13 protein-coding genes and 1 pseudogene are annotated in these 17,415 nt (G+C 40.7%); 8 read left to right on the top strand and 6 right to left on the bottom strand.

The genetic code is table 11. The features are described from left to right. The first annotated feature begins 38 nt into the window (after window positions 1-38). The 4 genes from dnaN to B9T26_RS06470 all read left to right on the top strand — a co-directional run bounded on the left by dnaN (window position 39) and on the right by B9T26_RS06470 (window position 5,357). Window positions 39-1,184 carry a DNA polymerase III subunit beta gene (gene dnaN / locus B9T26_RS06485; protein ID WP_086198917.1) on the top strand — a complete coding sequence of 382 codons (1,146 nt, stop codon included), beginning with the start codon at window positions 39-41 and terminating at the stop codon, window positions 1,182-1,184. 27 nt (window positions 1,185-1,211) lie between these two features. Then, window positions 1,212-2,294: a DNA replication/repair protein RecF gene (gene recF / locus B9T26_RS06480; protein WP_086198916.1), complete on the top strand. Its 1,083-nt coding sequence runs from the start codon at window positions 1,212-1,214 to the stop codon at window positions 2,292-2,294. A 55-nt stretch (window positions 2,295-2,349) separates the two neighbouring features. Further along, on the top strand, window positions 2,350-4,818 hold the full coding sequence (gene gyrB / locus B9T26_RS06475; protein WP_086198915.1) for a DNA topoisomerase (ATP-hydrolyzing) subunit B: 2,469 nt from the start codon (window positions 2,350-2,352) through the stop codon (window positions 4,816-4,818). Window positions 4,819-5,009: 191 nt separating this feature from the next. Beyond that, the gene (locus tag B9T26_RS06470; protein ID WP_086198914.1) at window positions 5,010-5,357 is read left to right on the top strand and encodes a hypothetical protein; all 348 of its coding nucleotides are present in this window, start codon (window positions 5,010-5,012) and stop codon (window positions 5,355-5,357) included. Window positions 5,358-6,154: 797 nt separating this feature from the next. On the opposite strand, the pseudogene B9T26_RS06465 reads toward B9T26_RS06470, so the two are convergent. Beyond that, window positions 6,155-6,768 (bottom strand): annotated as a pseudogene (locus B9T26_RS06465) (alcohol dehydrogenase catalytic domain-containing protein). Between the two features lie 331 nt (window positions 6,769-7,099). After that, the gene (abc-f, locus tag B9T26_RS06460) at window positions 7,100-9,040 is read right to left on the bottom strand and encodes a ribosomal protection-like ABC-F family protein (protein ID WP_086198913.1); all 1,941 of its coding nucleotides are present in this window, start codon (window positions 9,038-9,040) and stop codon (window positions 7,100-7,102) included. A 240-nt stretch (window positions 9,041-9,280) separates the two neighbouring features. Here abc-f and B9T26_RS06455 point away from each other — a divergent pair, with 240 nt between their 5' ends. From B9T26_RS06455 to erpA, 4 genes are all read left to right on the top strand, one after another. Beyond that, complete coding sequence (locus tag B9T26_RS06455; RefSeq protein ID WP_086198912.1) at window positions 9,281-10,288, top strand: putative solute-binding protein; 1,008 nt, start codon at window positions 9,281-9,283, stop codon at window positions 10,286-10,288. 234 nt (window positions 10,289-10,522) lie between these two features. Continuing rightward, window positions 10,523-11,533 (top strand): putative solute-binding protein, encoded by a 1,011-nt coding sequence (locus B9T26_RS06450; RefSeq protein WP_086198911.1) that lies wholly within the window; start codon window positions 10,523-10,525, stop codon window positions 11,531-11,533. 239 nt (window positions 11,534-11,772) lie between these two features. Then, complete coding sequence (locus tag B9T26_RS06445; protein ID WP_086198946.1) at window positions 11,773-12,783, top strand: putative solute-binding protein; 1,011 nt, start codon at window positions 11,773-11,775, stop codon at window positions 12,781-12,783. Between the two features lie 117 nt (window positions 12,784-12,900). Next, window positions 12,901-13,236, top strand: a complete 336-nt coding sequence (gene erpA / locus B9T26_RS06440; protein ID WP_086198910.1) for an iron-sulfur cluster insertion protein ErpA — start codon at window positions 12,901-12,903, stop codon at window positions 13,234-13,236. 85 nt (window positions 13,237-13,321) lie between these two features. Here erpA and B9T26_RS06435 read toward each other — a convergent pair whose 3' ends face one another. The 4 genes from B9T26_RS06435 to dnaK form a co-directional block, all read right to left on the bottom strand. Beyond that, window positions 13,322-13,699 (bottom strand): hypothetical protein, encoded by a 378-nt coding sequence (locus B9T26_RS06435; RefSeq protein WP_171262950.1) that lies wholly within the window; start codon window positions 13,697-13,699, stop codon window positions 13,322-13,324. Between the two features lie 119 nt (window positions 13,700-13,818). Continuing rightward, entirely contained in the window at window positions 13,819-14,730 is a 912-nt protein-coding gene (locus tag B9T26_RS06430) for a matrixin family metalloprotease (protein WP_086198909.1), read from the bottom strand. Between the two features lie 167 nt (window positions 14,731-14,897). Further along, a complete protein-coding gene (locus B9T26_RS06425) occupies window positions 14,898-15,341 on the bottom strand; it encodes a hypothetical protein (RefSeq protein ID WP_086198908.1) in 444 nt (147 codons plus the stop codon). Between the two features lie 115 nt (window positions 15,342-15,456). Next, window positions 15,457-17,400, bottom strand: coding sequence for a molecular chaperone DnaK (gene dnaK / locus B9T26_RS06420; protein WP_086198907.1), 1,944 nt, complete (start codon window positions 17,398-17,400; stop codon window positions 15,457-15,459). Between the last annotated feature and the right edge of the window lie 15 nt (window positions 17,401-17,415).

Below are 17,415 nucleotides of genomic sequence, written 5' to 3'. Positions count from 1 at the left end.
TTATTTATTTTAATCTTCAGTCGTTAGAGGAATGTACCGTGCGTTTGAAAATCGCGAAAGAAAGCTTACTTAATGTTCTATCACATGTCGTAGGAGCGGTTGAACGTCGCCATACTTTAAACATTCTGTCTAACGTCAAGATTCAAGTGAGCAATGAATCTTTAACCATTACCGGTTCCGATCTGGAAGTGGAATTGGTGGCGAGTACCACGCTGGCTGAAGGTGCTTGCTTGCAGGCTGGTGAAACTACAGTTCCTGCACGTAAACTGATGGATATCTGCAAATCATTGCCTGCTGCTGCATTGATTGACCTGCAAATCACTGAAGATCGCTGTATTTTAAAATCGGGCAATAGCCGTTTTGTGTTGGGTACTTTACCTGCTGAAGATTATCCGCTTTTGAGCACGGAAAATGCTCAAGGCACGCAAGTGACGGTAACGCAACGTGAATTAAAACGCCTGTTTGAAAAGACTGCATTTGCAATGGCGGTACAGGATGTACGTTTTTATTTGACCGGTACCTTGCTTGAAATTGACCAGAATCAGCTTCGTGCAGTCACTACAGATGGTCACCGCCTGGCACTGTGTGAAACCGTTGCACAATCTACTGCAACTCAGCCGATTCAAGCGATTGTGCCACGTAAAGCGGTGGCAGAATTACAGCGTTTGCTCAGCATTGAAGATGAGCAATTGTCTCTGCTGATTGGCCGTGAACTGTTAAATGTCACCATTAGTACCCCAAGTCGCGATAAAGAGCAGGGTGACATCACCGTTCGTTTTACCACCAAACTGATTGATGGAAAATTTCCGGATTACCGTCGTGTGATTCCACGTGGTGGCGATAAAAACGTATTGATTGCGCATGATGTGTTTAAACAGTCATTGCAGCGTGTAGCGATTTTGAGTAATGAAAAATTACGTGGTGTATTCCTGAATTTTGGTGCCGATTCTTTACAGCTGCGTGCCAATAACCCGGAGCAAGATGAAGCGATTGAAGATTTGGCCATTCAATATGCGGATGCACCGATGGAAATGTCATTCAATGCCCAATACTTGTTAGACGTATTGGGAGCTCTGGATGGTGATGATGTCTCTATGACCATGACTGAAGCGAATCAATCGGTATTGGTGCATGATCCGGCACAACAGGATCAGACCTATGTTGTAATGCCAATGCGTGTTTAATTTGACGATTTTAATTCAGATCAAAGCATGTATATCACGCGTTTAAATATAGAGCGTGTTCGAAACCTAAAGGCGGTTGCACTCCATGAGTTGCAGCCGTTTAATGTCTTTTATGGGCAAAATGGTTCAGGCAAAACCTCGATTTTAGAAGCCATTCATTTGCTGGCCACAGGACGTTCTTTTCGTACCCATATCCCTAAAAATTATATTCAGAATGAAACTGGCGACGCGATTGTATTTGCACAATCGGCGACAGAAAAAATTGGCATGCAAAAGCTGCTATCTGGTGAACAGCTGATTAAGGTCAATGGCGATCATATTGCCACCCAAGGGCAGCTGGCTAAAATTCTGCCTTTACAGCATATTGATCCACAAAGTACCGATATTATCGATTATGGCGCCAAGCCACGACGACAACTGATTGACTGGTTGATGTTCCACGTGGAACCGGAGTTTTATCATGCCTGGCAGTACTATTCGCGTGCCTTAAAGCAACGCAACAGCTTGCTGAAATCCCGCCGTAATCTCAGTCTGCAAGATTTGGAACCGTGGAACAAAATGTTGGCTGAATATGGCGAAATGCTGAATTCGCAACGTAGTGGCATTGTGGAACAGTGGAAAGTCTATTTTGAGCAGGATTTGCAGCAGTTGCTGCCCAATCTTGCAGTTGAATTGGAATATAGTCCTGGCTTTCATACCGAACAGGGCCTGCTGCATGACTTGACTGTGCATCACCAGAAAGATGTCGATCGCCGTTATACTGAGTATGGACCCCATCGTGCAGATTTACGTTTAAAAACAGTCATGGGCGATGCCGATGTAGTGCTGTCACGGGGCCAGAAAAAGCTGCTGATTATGGCTTTAAAACTGTCACAGATTGCAATGCTACATGCCTGTAATAAGGAAACTGTGGTATTATTAGATGATCTGACAGCAGAATTAGATTTAACTGCACAGCGACGATTAATTGAACGATTAAGCCAACTTGGTAGTCAGGTTTTTATTACCACTTTAGAGCATGAATCAGTCAAAAAACATTTACATGATTTGTCTATTTCATATCAATTATTCAAAGTTGAAAATGGTCAAGTTCAGGTTGTTGTGCAATAACTTTTTAGATTTTACCCATCTTTGGATAGACCTATATTTTCACTAGGGAGAAACCATGAGTTCAGAAGATCAAGCTGCTTCTCAAACAGAACAAACCAATGAAAAGGCTTATGATTCCTCTAGTATCAAGGTATTACGTGGCCTAGATGCTGTGCGTAAGCGTCCGGGTATGTATATTGGTGATACGGACGATGGCTCAGGCTTACACCACATGGTGTTCGAGGTGGTCGATAATGCCATCGATGAAGCCTTGGCGGGGCACTGTGATGAAATCTTGGTAACCATCCATGAAGATGAGTCGGTCAGCGTATCCGATAATGGGCGTGGTATTCCAACCGATATTCACCCTGAAGAAGGCGTATCTGCTGCGGAAGTCATTTTAACCATTCTGCATGCCGGTGGTAAGTTTGACGATAACAGCTATAAAGTTTCTGGTGGTTTGCACGGTGTAGGTGTCTCTGTAGTAAATGCCTTATCACGTAAACTTGAATTGACTATTCTCAGAGCTGGCCATATTCACCAACAAGAATATAAACATGGTGATCCGGTTTATCCGCTGAAAGTGGTGGGAGATACTGATAAAACCGGTACCACTGTACGTTTCTGGCCAAGTGCTGAAACCTTTAGCCAAACTATTTTTAATGTGGATATTTTAGCGCGCCGTTTGCGTGAGCTTTCATTCTTGAATGCCGGTGTGCGTATTGTGCTACGTGATGAACGTATCAATGCGGAACATGTATTTGATTATGAAGGCGGTTTGTCTGAATTTGTAAAATATATCAATCAAGGCAAAACCCATCTGAATGATATTTTTCATTTTACTGTTCAAGCAGACAATGGCATTGGTGTAGAAGTTGCCTTGCAATGGAACGACACCTACCAGGAAAATGTGCGCTGTTTTACCAATAACATTCCACAAAAAGATGGTGGTACGCATTTAGCCGGTTTCCGTGCAGCCTTGACCCGTGGCTTAAACAGCTATATGGAAAGCGAAAACTTGCTCAAAAAAGAGAAAGTTGCCGTTTCGGGTGATGATGCGCGTGAAGGTTTAACCGCGATTGTTTCAGTCAAAGTGCCTGATCCTAAATTCTCTTCACAAACCAAGGAAAAACTGGTTTCAAGTGAAGTCAAACCTGCTGTAGAGCAGGCGATGAACAAGTCATTCTCAGAATATCTGCTGGAAAATCCACAAGCGGCAAAATCGATTGCCGGTAAAATTATCGACGCGGCACGTGCGCGTGATGCTGCACGTAAAGCGCGTGAAATGACCCGTCGTAAGAGTGCCTTGGATATTGCCGGTTTGCCAGGTAAATTGGCGGATTGCCAGGAAAAAGATCCTGCACTTTCTGAACTTTACCTGGTCGAAGGTGACTCTGCGGGCGGTTCTGCAAAACAGGGCCGTAATCGTAAAATGCAGGCGATTCTGCCATTGAAAGGTAAAATCCTGAATGTGGAACGTGCGCGTTTTGACAAAATGATTTCTTCGCAAGAAGTCGGCACACTGATTACTGCACTGGGCTGTGGTATTGGTCGTGAAGAGTACAATCCGGATAAATTGCGTTATCACAAAATCATTATCATGACCGATGCCGACGTCGATGGTTCGCACATTCGTACGCTACTATTGACTTTCTTCTTCCGTCAAATGCCTGAACTGGTAGAACGTGGTTATATCTATATTGCACAGCCACCGTTATATAAACTGAAAAAAGGCAAGCATGAGCAGTATCTTAAAGATAATGATGCTTTGGAAACTTTCCTGATTTCAAATGCGATTGATGATTTATCCTTGCATATCAGTGCTGAATCTCCTGCAATTACAGGTCAAGCCCTGGCGAAAGTCATTGAAGATTACCAAGTTTCACAGAAAAGTTTGAATCGTTTAACTGTACGCTATCCTGCAAGTTTACTTGATGGTTTACTAGGATTAGAGGCATTCAAACTTGATCAAAATCATGATGAAGATTATGTTAAACAATGGTCTGAACAGTTACGTGCTGCTATTGAAGCATATCAGCCAAGTTTACGTCCTGAAATCACTTTAGAAGTGTTTGAAAAAGAACATGCTGATGGTTCTAAAGTGGCTCATTTCTGGCCACGTGTAACAGTTTACGTGCATAACTTGCCGCACCAGTATTTGCTTGATTCAGGCTTGCTGGCTTCAGGTGAATATAAGCGTTTACTGCAAAACTCGAAGAGCTGGTTTACTTTGCTTGAAGAAGGCGCTTATTTGCAGAAAGGTGATCGCAAAATTAATGTCACTACTTTCCATCAGGTTTGGCAGCATATTTTATCCGACTCACGTCGCGGCATGATGATCCAACGCTATAAAGGTCTGGGTGAGATGAATGCGGAACAGCTGTGGGAAACAACCATGGATCCTGAAAACCGTAACATGCTGCAAGTGACCATTGATGATGCAATTGAAGCAGATCGAATGTTCTCTTGCTTGATGGGTGATGATGTGGAACCACGTCGTGCCTTCATTGAAGAGAACGCACTGAACGCAGATATCGATGCATAATTGATACACAATACATTTAAAAAAGCACCTTTCGGGGTGCTTTTTTTACGAAAATTTTATGCTAATGTCATGTTAACTTGTCAATATAAACAGGACCTGATCGGTGAACTCAGGCCTTATGCCGGGTACTATTTTTAGACTTCATTCTCTCCCTGATCAAGGCCAGCTTACAACAATAAAGAGGTTTATCCATGGATAACCAGCTTGAAGAAGTCCGTAATATATGGACTGATGCATTCTACAACGGTAACTATGAGGTGTTGCGTCATTATGAGCATGATGATTTTAAGGTGGTCTATGAGCAGGATGGCCGCGTAGAAACAAGCTATGTGCGTTATGACCGGATTGCTCATGCCGTACAGAATGGTGTATGGAGACCGCACCGGCCAGAAGTGGAGTTTGAGGAGTATGAGTTTAATCCGGATCAGACAGAATGCCGCGTACTGATTGGCCTTGAACAGGGCAAGCAGCGCCTGCAGGAGTTGTGGCGCTATGATACAGAATGGAAAATTATTGAACTAAGATTCCTGAAAACCTGATCTTTCAGGGAGTTGGATAAAATCATTAAAAATAATTAAATTATATGTGAATAATACTTTTTTAAATCAGTTTAAACCTTGATCAATAGTGTGGATAACTTTTAAGTTATCCATATTTTTATGTGAATAATAAAATAAATATCCAAAATTCTTCTTCGTAGAAATGATCATATTTTTTAAATTTAAAAATTAGTCTGTCTGTGGCTTGTGGATAAGTATTTTTAAATTTAAAATACGATTTTAAATTTAAATTACGGTTTTAAATTTAAAAGAGGTGCTTTAGTTTAATGTCACGATAGGACACTTGAAGTCTCAATATTAGGTATTTTTATAATAAAAATACATAAAAATTAATAACTTATTTAATCTATGTAGTTCTAATAAACAATCGGCGTGGAACATAAGAATTGCACTAGAATTATTGGTGTAGCTAAACTACATAATTATTTTAATAATCAAGTGAAATTTCAAATTATTCTATTTACCTTCCTAATCTGGGTATCTGGGTTTGTACGACCTGCAAGGCTTGCAGTTCAGTCTGCTTATTCATCAGCTGGAGGATCCCTATACGGATTCAAAGGGGGAATGTGTCAGTAATGCTGGATATGGCTAAAAAATCTAAGAATATCGAAGTTAACAGCAGCTGCTTGCTTCCTAGGTGTAGTGACATGCATTGTTTAGCGTTCGCGGATTTAGATTATAAAAAAGCACCTGCTGCAGTGATTTTCCTGCTTCAGTACTGTCTAGGGAGTCAAGATAATCTTGCGACAGTCCTGTTCGCGTTTATCAAAAATACGCTAGCCTTCAGCCGCATTTGCCAGGTTCATGCGGTGGGTAATAATCACCTCAGGGGAAAGATCGCCATTTTCGATAAATTCGAGCAACTGAGGCAGGAACTTATGCACATGGGTTTGCCCCATTTTAAAGGTTAGGCCGTTATCAAAGGCATCGCCGAACAAGAAGCCGTGAATTGAACCTGCATAAACCCCGGGTACACTGACCATACCGCCATACAGATGGCTATAACCAAACAGGGCTGCACCTGAGGAAATCTGTTTTTTGTTGATGATGGCATCACGTCCACTGTTGGTATTTTCACAGGCCGCAGTGAGTTGATTTTCACAGAAAAAGCAGTGACCGTGATGCAATCACAAAGGGAATAATGACCCGATCTCCTTTTTTTACCGAAGTGACTTCAGAACCTATTTCTTCCCCCCACTCCCATAAATTCGTGGCCAAAAATGTCGCCCTGTTCAGTGGCGGGAATTTTCCCATGATAAAGATGCAGATCTGAACCACAAATGGCGTTGGCCGTCACCCTTAAAATGACATTATCTGCTTCCTGAATAACCGGATCAGGAACAGATTCAATTCGTACATCCCGAGTAGCATGATAGCTAAGTGCACGCATGCGGTTTCCCTCTCTAGTTCAACATTAAAACAGACCTCAATAAGGCTGCCGAAAATGACAACGCCCTTTTATTAGAGCCACATGATGTAGGACAAGGCTGTAAATTAATTTATGAAATAGGGAGCTCAACTGTTTAAAAAACAAGCTTACAGGATGCCTGCGTAATTCATGATCAGATGTGTCAAACAGAATAGGTATACAGGAGAGAAAAACAGAGATCACACAACAATTGTGGCTATTGCCCAGAAAACAGGATTTAAATATATCGGTAAAAAAAGAGACCAGTGATGCTGATCACTGGTCTCTGAGTGCTGAAAAGCAGGTTTAGGGCTTAGCTTTCCTGAAAGGATTGCTCCAGACTTTCCAGTTCCATCATGAGTTCTAACATTTGTTCTTCCGCAGTTTCCAGCTGGTTTTTTAACTCAGTCTGCTCATTCATCAGTTTGAGTAAATCATCTTTTCGACTTGCCTCATAAATTGCGGTATCAGCCAGTAATACTTCAATTTCAGCCAAACGTGGTTGAAGCTTGGTAATCTGCGCTTCATTTTTTTCAATATTTTTACGAATCGGACGGCCCAGTTCACGGCGACGCGCAGTTTCCTTACGTTGAGCTTCTTTATCGAGTTTTGAAATTGCCGGTTTTACTTCAACTTGTGACTGAACAGGGGCAGCAGGTTTTTGACCATTTTTCATCATCTCGATACGTGCCTGACGCAACCAATCTGCATAGGCAACCAGATCACCATCAAACTCACGGCATTGACCATTGTGTACCAACAATAATTCATCACAGACGCTGGCAATCAATTGACGCTCATGCGATACCAACACCACAGCACCTTCAAAGTCTTGTAAGGCCATCGTCAGAGCATGACGCATATCCAGATCCAAATGGTTAGTCGGTTCGTCCAGAATCAACACGTTTGGACGTAACCATACAATTAAAGCCAAAGCTAGACGTGCACGTTCCCCGCCAGAGAAGCCCTCACTTGGTGTATCCATACGTTCGCCACTAAAGCCAAAGCTGCCCAGGAATGAACGTAAAGTTGCTTCACTGATTTTTTTGTCCGCAATGCGTGACAATTGCAACATTGGGCTGGCGCTACCATCCAGAGCATCCATTTGATGCTGTGCAAAATAACCAATATTGAGTAATTCTGAATCTTTGCGCGTACCTTTAAGTAGTTTGAGATCACCCACTAAAGATTTGATCAGGGTTGATTTACCTGCACCATTCATCCCGAGTAAACCAATCCGGCTGCTGGGTGTGATTTGCAAATTAACGTTGGTCACAATCAACTTGTCACCATAACCAATATCTGCGTGTTCAAGTTCAAGCAGTGGCGAACTCATTTTAGTCGGTTCACGGAATGAGAAGGTAAATGGTGTATCAACATGTGCTGCAGACAACTCTTGCATACGTTCAAGTTGTTTAATCCGGCTTTGCGCTTGTTTGGCTTTGGTTGCTTGTGCTTTAAAGCGGTCGATATATTTCTGTAAATGTGCCCGTGTTTCAAGCTGCTTTTCATAAGCTTGTTGTTGTTGTGCCAGACGTTCACTACGGGTACGTTCAAATGTGGAATAATTCCCTGTATAGAGAGTAAGTTCCTGATTTTCTATGTGTAATATATGATCGGTAACGGCATCCAGGAAATCACGGTCATGTGAAATTAAAATCAGGGTGCCTTCATAAGCTTTTAACCAGTCTTCCAGCCATAAAATTGCATCTAAATCTAAATGGTTGGTCGGTTCATCCAGTAACAGTAAGTCTGAACGGCTCATCAGGGTACGGGCCAGATTTAAACGCATCCGCCAACCCCCAGAGAAACTTGAAACATCCAGTTGAGACTGATGTTCAAAGAAACCCAGCCCGGCCATCAATTGTGAGGCTTTTGATGGAGCAGAGTAGCCATTAATTTCGTCAAAACGGCCATATAAATGCGCGAGTTCATCATTATCGAGGTCTTCAGGATGTTCCAGTTTGTGCTGGATATCCCAATATTCTTCATCACCTGACAGGACAAAATCGATAGCCTTCATCTCTAGGGCTTTAATTTCCTGCGCCATATGGGCCACAGTCCAAACAGCAGGACGGGTCAAAGAACCACCATCCGATTCCATACCACCCAGCAATGCCGCAAACAGGGTCGATTTTCCTGCGCCATTGACACCGGTTAGGCCAATTTTCCATCCTGGATGTAGCTGCATAGACGCTTTTTGAAATAAAACACGTCCACCGCGACGTATAGAAAGTTGATCTAACTGAATCATTGAAATATCTAAAAGAGAAGAATGATGGGCGTATTCTAAAGGAAGCCACTCAGAAAAGAAAAAGACAGTGCATTATTCTTTCCTATAAAAGCATAATTTTAAGTAGATCAATAAAAATGTGACAAATTGTGCAAAAAAGTGCCTTTCGTCAGAAAGGCCTGAGCAGCTCTATTTTTAGTATAAAAAGAAAATTATAGTGATTTTCTAAGAGAAATAAGCGAAAAAAGAATAAGGTACATCATGAAAAAAAGGACTTTTATTTTATCTACGCTCACGCTTTTGAGTTTTTCCAGTGTGGCGCAGGCAAAACAAAATATCTGTGTATTTGACCTGTTAGGTAAAGCAGGTGAGTCCTATAAATTAATTGAAGAATGGGCTTTGGCCAGTAAAAACTGGGGTGCTGAGGTCAATCTAATGCCGTATCAAGATGAAGCAAAAATAGAAAAAGATTTTAAAGCCGGTGTTTGCGATGCTTTTTACATGACTTCAATGCGCGCCCGTGCCTATAACAAATTTGCGGGGTCTATTGATGCATTAGGTGGTGTTCCCAGTAATCAGATTGCGCAAAAAGCAATTTCTTTTGTACTTGATAAACGCAATAAAAAACGGCTGGTTAGTACAATTGGCAATGAAAAATATGAGGTGGCAGGGATTGGGCAAATTGGAACGGCCTATCTTTTTGTACGTGATAAATCAATTAACACTATAGAGAAGACAAAAGGTAAAAAGTTTGCCATTCTGCATTACGACCAAGCACAAAAAATTACTGTACAGCGTATAGGTGCAGTACCGGTAATGGCCGATATTTCTAATTTTGTGAAAAAATTCAACAATGGTGAAGTCGACATGATTGCTGCACCTGCCTATGCCTTCAAGCCGCTAGAAATTTATAAGGGTTTAGGCTCTACAGGGGCAATGATTAATTTTCCAGTGGTCAACGTGACTGCAGACCTGGTCATTCGTCCCGAGAAATTTCCTGAAGGTTTTGCAGAGCAGTCGCGTAGCTGGTTTGTACAGTTATTACCAAAAAGTTTTGCCATGGTACGCCGCCTAGAAGCAGGCATTCCTGCAAAATATAAAATAAATTTAACCAAGGAAGATCATGACAAGTATCAAAAATTACTGCGGGATGGACGTTTAGATCTGACTAGACAAGGCATTTACGAACCGACCATGATGAGCGTACTTAAAAAAGCCCGTTGTACAGTGGAGCGCACCAACTTTGAGTGTTCATTGAGTGGCGAATAAATCGATTGTTATGTGTTAATTTGTAAAATAGCTCAAATTTCATAAGTTATACGTAAAAATCGTTATTAAATAAGACTATGATTTTTAATGTGAATATCGAAAAATAAAAACCAATTGGCATTTGAGTCGCAATTAATTGGAGTAAATGCTCTATTTTTTTAGAATGAACTTGCTTAATATTTGTGGCGTGAACGGATACTCGTCAAACAACAAGATTCCAAAAGGACAGAAATAATGAAAAAAACAATTTTTGCATTCGCTACATTGGCTGCTGTAGGTCTAGCGAGTACAGCGCAAGCTGCTAAAGTCGATGTATGTGTATTCGATTTACTGGGTAAATCGGGTGAATCTTTTCAAATGGCTCAGGAATGGGCGCTAGCTGCAAAAGGATGGGGCGCGGAAATTAATCTTATTCCACGTCAAGACGAAGCAGTTGCTGATAATGACTTTAAAGCAGGCAAATGTGACGGCGTGTTTATGACTGCAATGCGTGCCCGTCAATATAACAAATTTGTAGGTTCTATTGATGCTTTGGGTGGTGCACCAAGTAATGCTATTGCTCAGCGTGCCATCACTTTTGCTTTGGATAAACGTAATGCACCGAAGATGGTCAGTAATTTAAGCGGTAAAAAATATGAAGTTGCCGGGATTGCACCTTTAGGTTCCGCATTTATTTTTGTGCGTGATAAAAATATTAACTCGATAGAAAAAGCAGCGGGCAAAAAATTTGCTGTGTTGGGTTATGACGATGCACAAAAAATTATGGTACAACGCGTTGGTGCACAAGCAGTGATTTCTGACGTATCTAACTTTGTCGCTAAATTCAATAATGGTCAGGTCGATATGGTGGGTGCACCTGCCTATGCTTATAAACCTTTAGAAATTTATAAAGGTCTAGGTTCAAATGGCGCAATGTTCAATTTCCCGGTACTTCAGGTGACTGCAGATTTTGTTATCCGTCCAGATCAATTCCCTGCAGATTTTGGTCAAAAATCACGTGATTGGTTTGTGAAAAACTTACCAAAAAGTTTTGCCATGATTAATCGTCTGGAAGCCAATATTCCAGCCAAGTTCAAATTAAACTTAACTGCAGACGATAAAACCAAATATCAAAAATTATTGCGTGAAGGCCGTATGGATATGACCAAGCGTGGTATTTATGATGCAGGCATGATGGGTGTTTTGAAAAAGGCACGCTGTTCTGTCGATAAGGCGAATTTTGAATGTTCACTTGGCGGTGAATAACTTTGATTTTAAAAAAGAAAGCCTAGATTTAATCTAGGCTTTTTTGTCGCTTGGATTTTGTCATTTTTGCCATTGTGGTCAGTAAAAAAAGGCGTAATCTTAAAAAATAACAGCAAAATTTTATCAGTCCAACAAAATAATAAGTCTTAAAGACTGGTGATGGATGATGAATAAAAAAGCAAAAACAATTCAATCCCCCGATTGAATAAAATAATGAAACAAGGAAGAAAAAAATCATGATGCCATGGTCTAAAACACTGCTGCTTGGTTTGGGTTTGTGTGCTGTAACCAGTGTTACTCAAGCCAAACAAGTTATTTGCGTATTTGATTTAGTCGGTAAAAGTGGTGATGTTTTCGCCCTGATGAAAGATTATCAATTGGCCGCCAAAAACTGGGGTGCAGATATTGAATTACGCGTGGGACAAAACGAAGCGGTCATCGCTGAAGATTTTAAAGCCGGCAAGTGTGACGGGATTAGTGTGACCGGTATGCGTGGTCGTCAGTTTAATCATTTTACCGGTTCACTTGATGCCATTGGTGCGATTCCAGATTTAAAACTGGCGGTAAAAGTCATGCAGGGCTTAGCCAGTCCAGCCTTTGCCAAACATATGGTAAATAGTAAATATGAAGTGGTGGGTGTAATTCCAGTCGGTGATGCATTTTTAATGGTCAATGACCGTAATATCAATACCGTGGCGAAAGCTGCAGGTAAAAAAATAGCAGTGCTTGATTACGATGAAGCGCAAAAAATTATGGTTCAGCAAGTTGGGGCACAGGCGGTTAGTGCAGATGTCACCAATTTTGGCGCGAAATTTAACAATGGTCAGGTCGATATTATTGGTGCACCTGCTGCCGTGTTTAAACCTTTAGAACTCTATAAGGGCTTAGGAAATAAGGGCGCGATTGTGAATTATCCTATTTTACAGGTGACTGGTAATGTAATTATCCGTCCCGATAAATTTCCGGCAGGGTATGGGCAAAAATCACGTGAATGGGTGAAAAGCCAATTACCGCGTGCCTTTGGTATTTTAGGCAAAATGAAAGCTGATATCCCGCAAAAATACTGGATGCAAATTCCTGAAGCAGATAAGTCTGGCTATCAAAAGCTCATGCGTGAGTCGCGAGTCGATTTAACCAAACGTGGAGTATATGACAGACGTATGATGAAATTGTTATGGCAATTCCGTTGTAAGGAAGATCCAAAGAATTTTGAATGTAGTTTACAAGATGAGAACTACAAACAATCTTGAGAAAAATAGTCTGATTTAACTTTAAATCTGCAAAGACTGACCATATATTGGGTATGATATACTTGATATATGGTCTTTTATATTTCAAGACACCTGAATTGAACAGAGGAATCCGACATGAATGCCCAAGCTCTGGTGCTGACCGACAATGCTGCGAATAAAGTACGCCAATTGCGTGATAGCGAAGGCAACCAAGAATTAATGTTACGCGTTTATGTTACAGGTGGTGGTTGTTCTGGTTTCTCTTATGGCTTTAACTTTGCTGAAAGCATGAATGAAGATGATGCTGAATTTATCAATGGCGACGTGAAAATGCTGGTTGATTCACTGAGCTATCAATATCTGGTTGGTTCAGAAGTGGATTATGTAGAAGGTTTGGAAGGTTCACGTTTTATCGTGCACAATCCCAATGCAACAACAACCTGTGGTTGTGGTTCATCTTTCTCGATTTAAGCAAATTAAAAAAAGCCCTCCTTTTTTGGAGGGCTTTTTATTGCCAGTCAGTGTGCCGGACTAATTTTTTAAACTGATAAAAAAATTAAGCTTGTAGTTTTGCTGCTTCTAAAATATCAAAAATAACAGTAGTCACATCTTGGCTTAAATCACGGTTATTAAAAATTTCATAAGCACTAATGGTGATATCGGTATCACTTGGAAGTAAACGTTGTTCTTCTTCAATCAAATCCTGAATAGGCAACAGCGTCTGTTTGACTTGTAAATGTAGAATATCTTTGAATTCTATATTTTCATCTTCAAGTTCAATCAGTTGCTCATTGAAATAAGGCAACAGAATGGAGTGGAGATAAGGCTGAATCTCAATAATATCAAAAATTTCAATATCACGAGTTTGTTCAATCGTACTGATGTGGTCATTTACTTCAATAACAATATGGTAGTAACTCACATGCATCTCCAGAGATTTTCTGTTGTCATTTCGGGTATTACAATAACATGAAATCAGCTTTATTACCGCTGTATTGCGAGGCATATGCTTATAAAAAGTAAGGGCTTTTTGCATTGTATCCCGGTCATGCTTTAACGCGCTTGTAATAAGGCAATATCTGCGGTGGATAATCTGAAATTTTGCAGATTCTGCTCTTTCATGAGCGGATACATCAGCGCTTGCGGATCCTGATTATGCTTGAGTCCGAGTGCATGGCCAAATTCATGCGCCAGGGTTAAACGTAAATCATCTTGCGACTCAAATTCATAAATATTAATTTGTTGGCCATTAAACGAGCCTTTATCAAATAATCGCGGCTGAAAACGCTGATTAAAGCGTTGTACCGAGCTATCAATTTGTCGATTAAGCTGATTAAGTTCATCGACCTGAAGATTGAGTTGCTGAATTTTTTGGTTATAAATATGGATTTCTTGCTGTAGAACAAAGATTTGCTGTTGTAATTGACTTTGTTGCTGGGTCATCTGCGCGCGTTGTGCAGCCGGGATTCCGCCATTTTGATTAATAATGGCAATATGCTGATTATATTGATTTAATTGTGAATCTAGTTGGTTTTTTTTAGTTTCAAGCTCGGCATTGTTTCGATCTAGTTCATCTTTAAACTGTTTCAGCTGTTGATTTTTATTGGACCACAATTGCTGGCTTTGTTGAATATGCCCTAATTGCTGCCGACGTTGCACCGATTCATTCTGGCGTTGATCGTAAATTAAATGAATGGTCAGACGCGCCTGTGGATCATAGACAAAATAATCTTGACCTGTGCCATCTTTCCAAATGTCAGTGGCTTGTTGACTAATTTGTTTTAACTCATGTTCAGTGAGACCAAAACGCGAATCCACTTCAGCAATCCGGTAACGTAACCGGGTATCGAAAGGATGCTGAATCCGATCCAACAGCTTGTTGTAGCGAATTTGGGGATGATTTCGGGTTTGATAGGTCATGCCGGACAGAAAGATGAGCAAAAGACCCAGTAGCACTAAGCGCATAAAAGCTTAAAGATAATTGTTTTTCTATACTGTATAACAATTAAGCAGAAATAAAAATCAAAAAACCGCGTTTTTGTGCGGTCTTTTTCTTTACACTTTCGAGTACAGTTAAAGCGACAAATTATTTTTTGTCATCGTTAACTTCAGGGAATTTAGCATCTTAAGCTTTATTTTTTTTGTTTTTTAAACTGATCAATTTGTTTTGGCAAATTAGAATGATAGACCAAGATTAAACCTAAAAAATTGAATAAAAAAATAATAAGTTCAATTAAATATTTAACATTATAAGAATTTTCATTTCGATGATTGAAAGCATATAAACTCACTTCATATTTATACACTTGGAAAATAATATAGCTGATTAATCCCAAGCCCAATAATATAAAGCCTTTTCCATAAGGGTAGCGCTGAGGTACCGATAATATCAGCAATACTATTGTTGAAATTAAAAAACCAAAAGCAAAGGCAGCCTCTATACCTAAAGCTTGCAAATAATTAAATGGGGAAAGAAAAACACTAGAGGGTAGTACGATAAACAGATTACCCATCGGGTAGAGCATCATGATTGCAAAGCCAGAAGCAATAAGTAGAAGTTTAATAAAATTCTGCATATTTTTTGTTTTTCAGTGATTTATATAATTATATGTTAGTCAAAATCTATCCTTTTGCCTATAAGATAACCAAAAAAAGACCGCACAAAGTGCGGTCTTTTTTCAAAACGACAAATTATTTTTTGTCATCTTTAACTTCAGTGAACTCAGCATCAACTACGCCGTCGTCCGCTTTTTGTTGTTGACCCGCATCACCTTGGAATGCATTTGGATCAAAACCTTCAGCACCACCTTGAGCGCCTTGGGCTGCTTCATAAGCACGTTGAGTGATCGGCATGATGATGTTTTGAAGCGCTTCAGTTTTCGCTTTGATGTCTTCTACGTCATTTTCTTTGGTAGAAGTTTCAAGCTCAGCTACAGCAGTTTCAATCGCAGTTTTTTCGTCAGCAGTTACTTGCTCGCCAAGATCTTTTACTGCTTTTTGAGCAGAAGATACAAGGGCATCAGCTTCGTTACGCGCTTTCGCTAATTCTTCAAACTTGCGGTCTTCTTCAGCATTCGCTTCAGCATCTTTGATCATCGCTTCAATTTCAGCATCGCTCAAACCAGAGTTTGCTTTAATTTGAATTGATTGTTCTTTACCAGTGCTCTTGTCTTTCGCAGATACTTTCAAGATACCATCAGCGTTGATGTCGAATGATACTTCAATTTGTGGCACACCACGTGGAGCAGGTGGAATGTCGCCCAATTGGAAGTTACCCAACAATTTGTTTTGCTGTGCCATTTTACGTTCACCTTGGTAAACTGAAATGTCTACAGCAGGTTGGTTGTCAGCAGCAGTTGAGAACACTTGAGATTTCTTCGCAGGAATCGTGGTGTTTTTCTCGATGATTGCTGTTAACACGCCGCCCATAGTCTCAATACCTAGAGTCAATGGAGTTACGTCAAGTAAAAGTACGTCAGTTTTGTCACCAGACAATACTGCACCTTGAATCGCAGCACCCATTGCTACAGCTTCGTCCGGGTTCACGTCTTTACGTGGTTCACGACCGAAGAACTCTTGTACTTTTTGTTGTACAAGTGGCATACGAGACTGACCACCTACAAGGATTACGTCAGAGATCTCTGAAGTTGAAAGACCGGCATCTTTAAGCGCAATACGGCAAGGTTCAATGGTACGTTCAACCAGATCAGCAACCAAGCCTTCTAATTTTGCACGCGTTACGTTGATCACCAAGTGTTTAGGACCAGTCGCATCTGCAGTGATGTATGGAAGGTTGATTTCAGTTGCATTTGAAGATGAAAGTTCGATTTTTGCTTTTTCAGCCGCTTCTTTCAAACGTTGTAATGCAAGAGGATCTTGTTTCAAGTTCACGCTTTGTTCTTTCTTGAACTCTTCAACCAGGAATTCAATTAAAGCATTATCGAAGTCTTCACCACCAAGGAAGGTATCACCGTTAGTCGACAATACTTCAATTTGTTGGTCGCCATCCAAGTCAGCAATTTCGATGATTGATACGTCAAAAGTACCACCACCCAAGTCGTAAACCGCGATTTTACGGTCGCCTTCTTTTTTGTCCATACCGAACGCAAGAGCCGCAGCAGTTGGTTCGTTGATGATACGTTTAACATCAAGACCGGCAATTTTACCTGCATCTTTAGTTGCTTGACGTTGGGCATCGTTGAAGTATGCAGGAACGGTAATGACTGCTTCAGTAACTGTTTCACCTAGGTAATCTTCTGCAGTTTTTTTCATCTTTTTCAAGATTTCAGCAGAGATTTGTTGTGGTGCAAGTTTCTTGTCATTTACATCAACCCATGCATCGCCATTGTCTGCCTGGATGATTTTATAAGGGACTAAACCGATATCTTTTTGTACCGCTTGGTCTTGGTACTTACGACCGATCAAACGTTTGATCGCGAATAAAGTGTTTTTAGGATTGGTTACCGCTTGACGTTTAGCAGATTGACCCACCAAAATTTCGCCATCTTTGTACGCAATAATCGATGGAGTTGTACGAGCGCCTTCAGCGTTGTCGATGACTTTAACTTTTTCGCCTTCAAGTACTGCAACACAAGAGTTTGTTGTACCTAAGTCAATACCAATGATTTTAGCCATTTGGATGCTTCCTCA

It is taken from the genome of Acinetobacter sp. ANC 4169, assembly GCF_002135355.1.
In the GTDB taxonomy this organism is placed as follows: domain Bacteria; phylum Pseudomonadota; class Gammaproteobacteria; order Pseudomonadales; family Moraxellaceae; genus Acinetobacter.
The sequence above is the reverse complement of the archived record's forward strand: the minus strand, read 5'-3'. Positions and strand labels throughout refer to the sequence as shown.

Coding starts and splice junctions, on each gene's coding strand:
- erpA (WP_086198910.1), top strand. CDS start 12,901: ATGAATGCCCAAGCTCTGGTGCTGACCGACAATGCTGCGAATAAAGTA.
- B9T26_RS06430 (WP_086198909.1), bottom strand. CDS start 14,730: ATGCGCTTAGTGCTACTGGGTCTTTTGCTCATCTTTCTGTCCGGCATG.
- abc-f (WP_086198913.1), bottom strand. CDS start 9,040: ATGATTCAGTTAGATCAACTTTCTATACGTCGCGGTGGACGTGTTTTA.
- gyrB (WP_086198915.1), top strand. CDS start 2,350: ATGAGTTCAGAAGATCAAGCTGCTTCTCAAACAGAACAAACCAATGAA.
- recF (WP_086198916.1), top strand. CDS start 1,212: ATGTATATCACGCGTTTAAATATAGAGCGTGTTCGAAACCTAAAGGCG.
- B9T26_RS06445 (WP_086198946.1), top strand. CDS start 11,773: ATGCCATGGTCTAAAACACTGCTGCTTGGTTTGGGTTTGTGTGCTGTA.
- dnaK (WP_086198907.1), bottom strand. CDS start 17,400: ATGGCTAAAATCATTGGTATTGACTTAGGTACAACAAACTCTTGTGTT.
- B9T26_RS06455 (WP_086198912.1), top strand. CDS start 9,281: ATGAAAAAAAGGACTTTTATTTTATCTACGCTCACGCTTTTGAGTTTT.
- B9T26_RS06470 (WP_086198914.1), top strand. CDS start 5,010: ATGGATAACCAGCTTGAAGAAGTCCGTAATATATGGACTGATGCATTC.
- B9T26_RS06425 (WP_086198908.1), bottom strand. CDS start 15,341: ATGCAGAATTTTATTAAACTTCTACTTATTGCTTCTGGCTTTGCAATC.
- B9T26_RS06450 (WP_086198911.1), top strand. CDS start 10,523: ATGAAAAAAACAATTTTTGCATTCGCTACATTGGCTGCTGTAGGTCTA.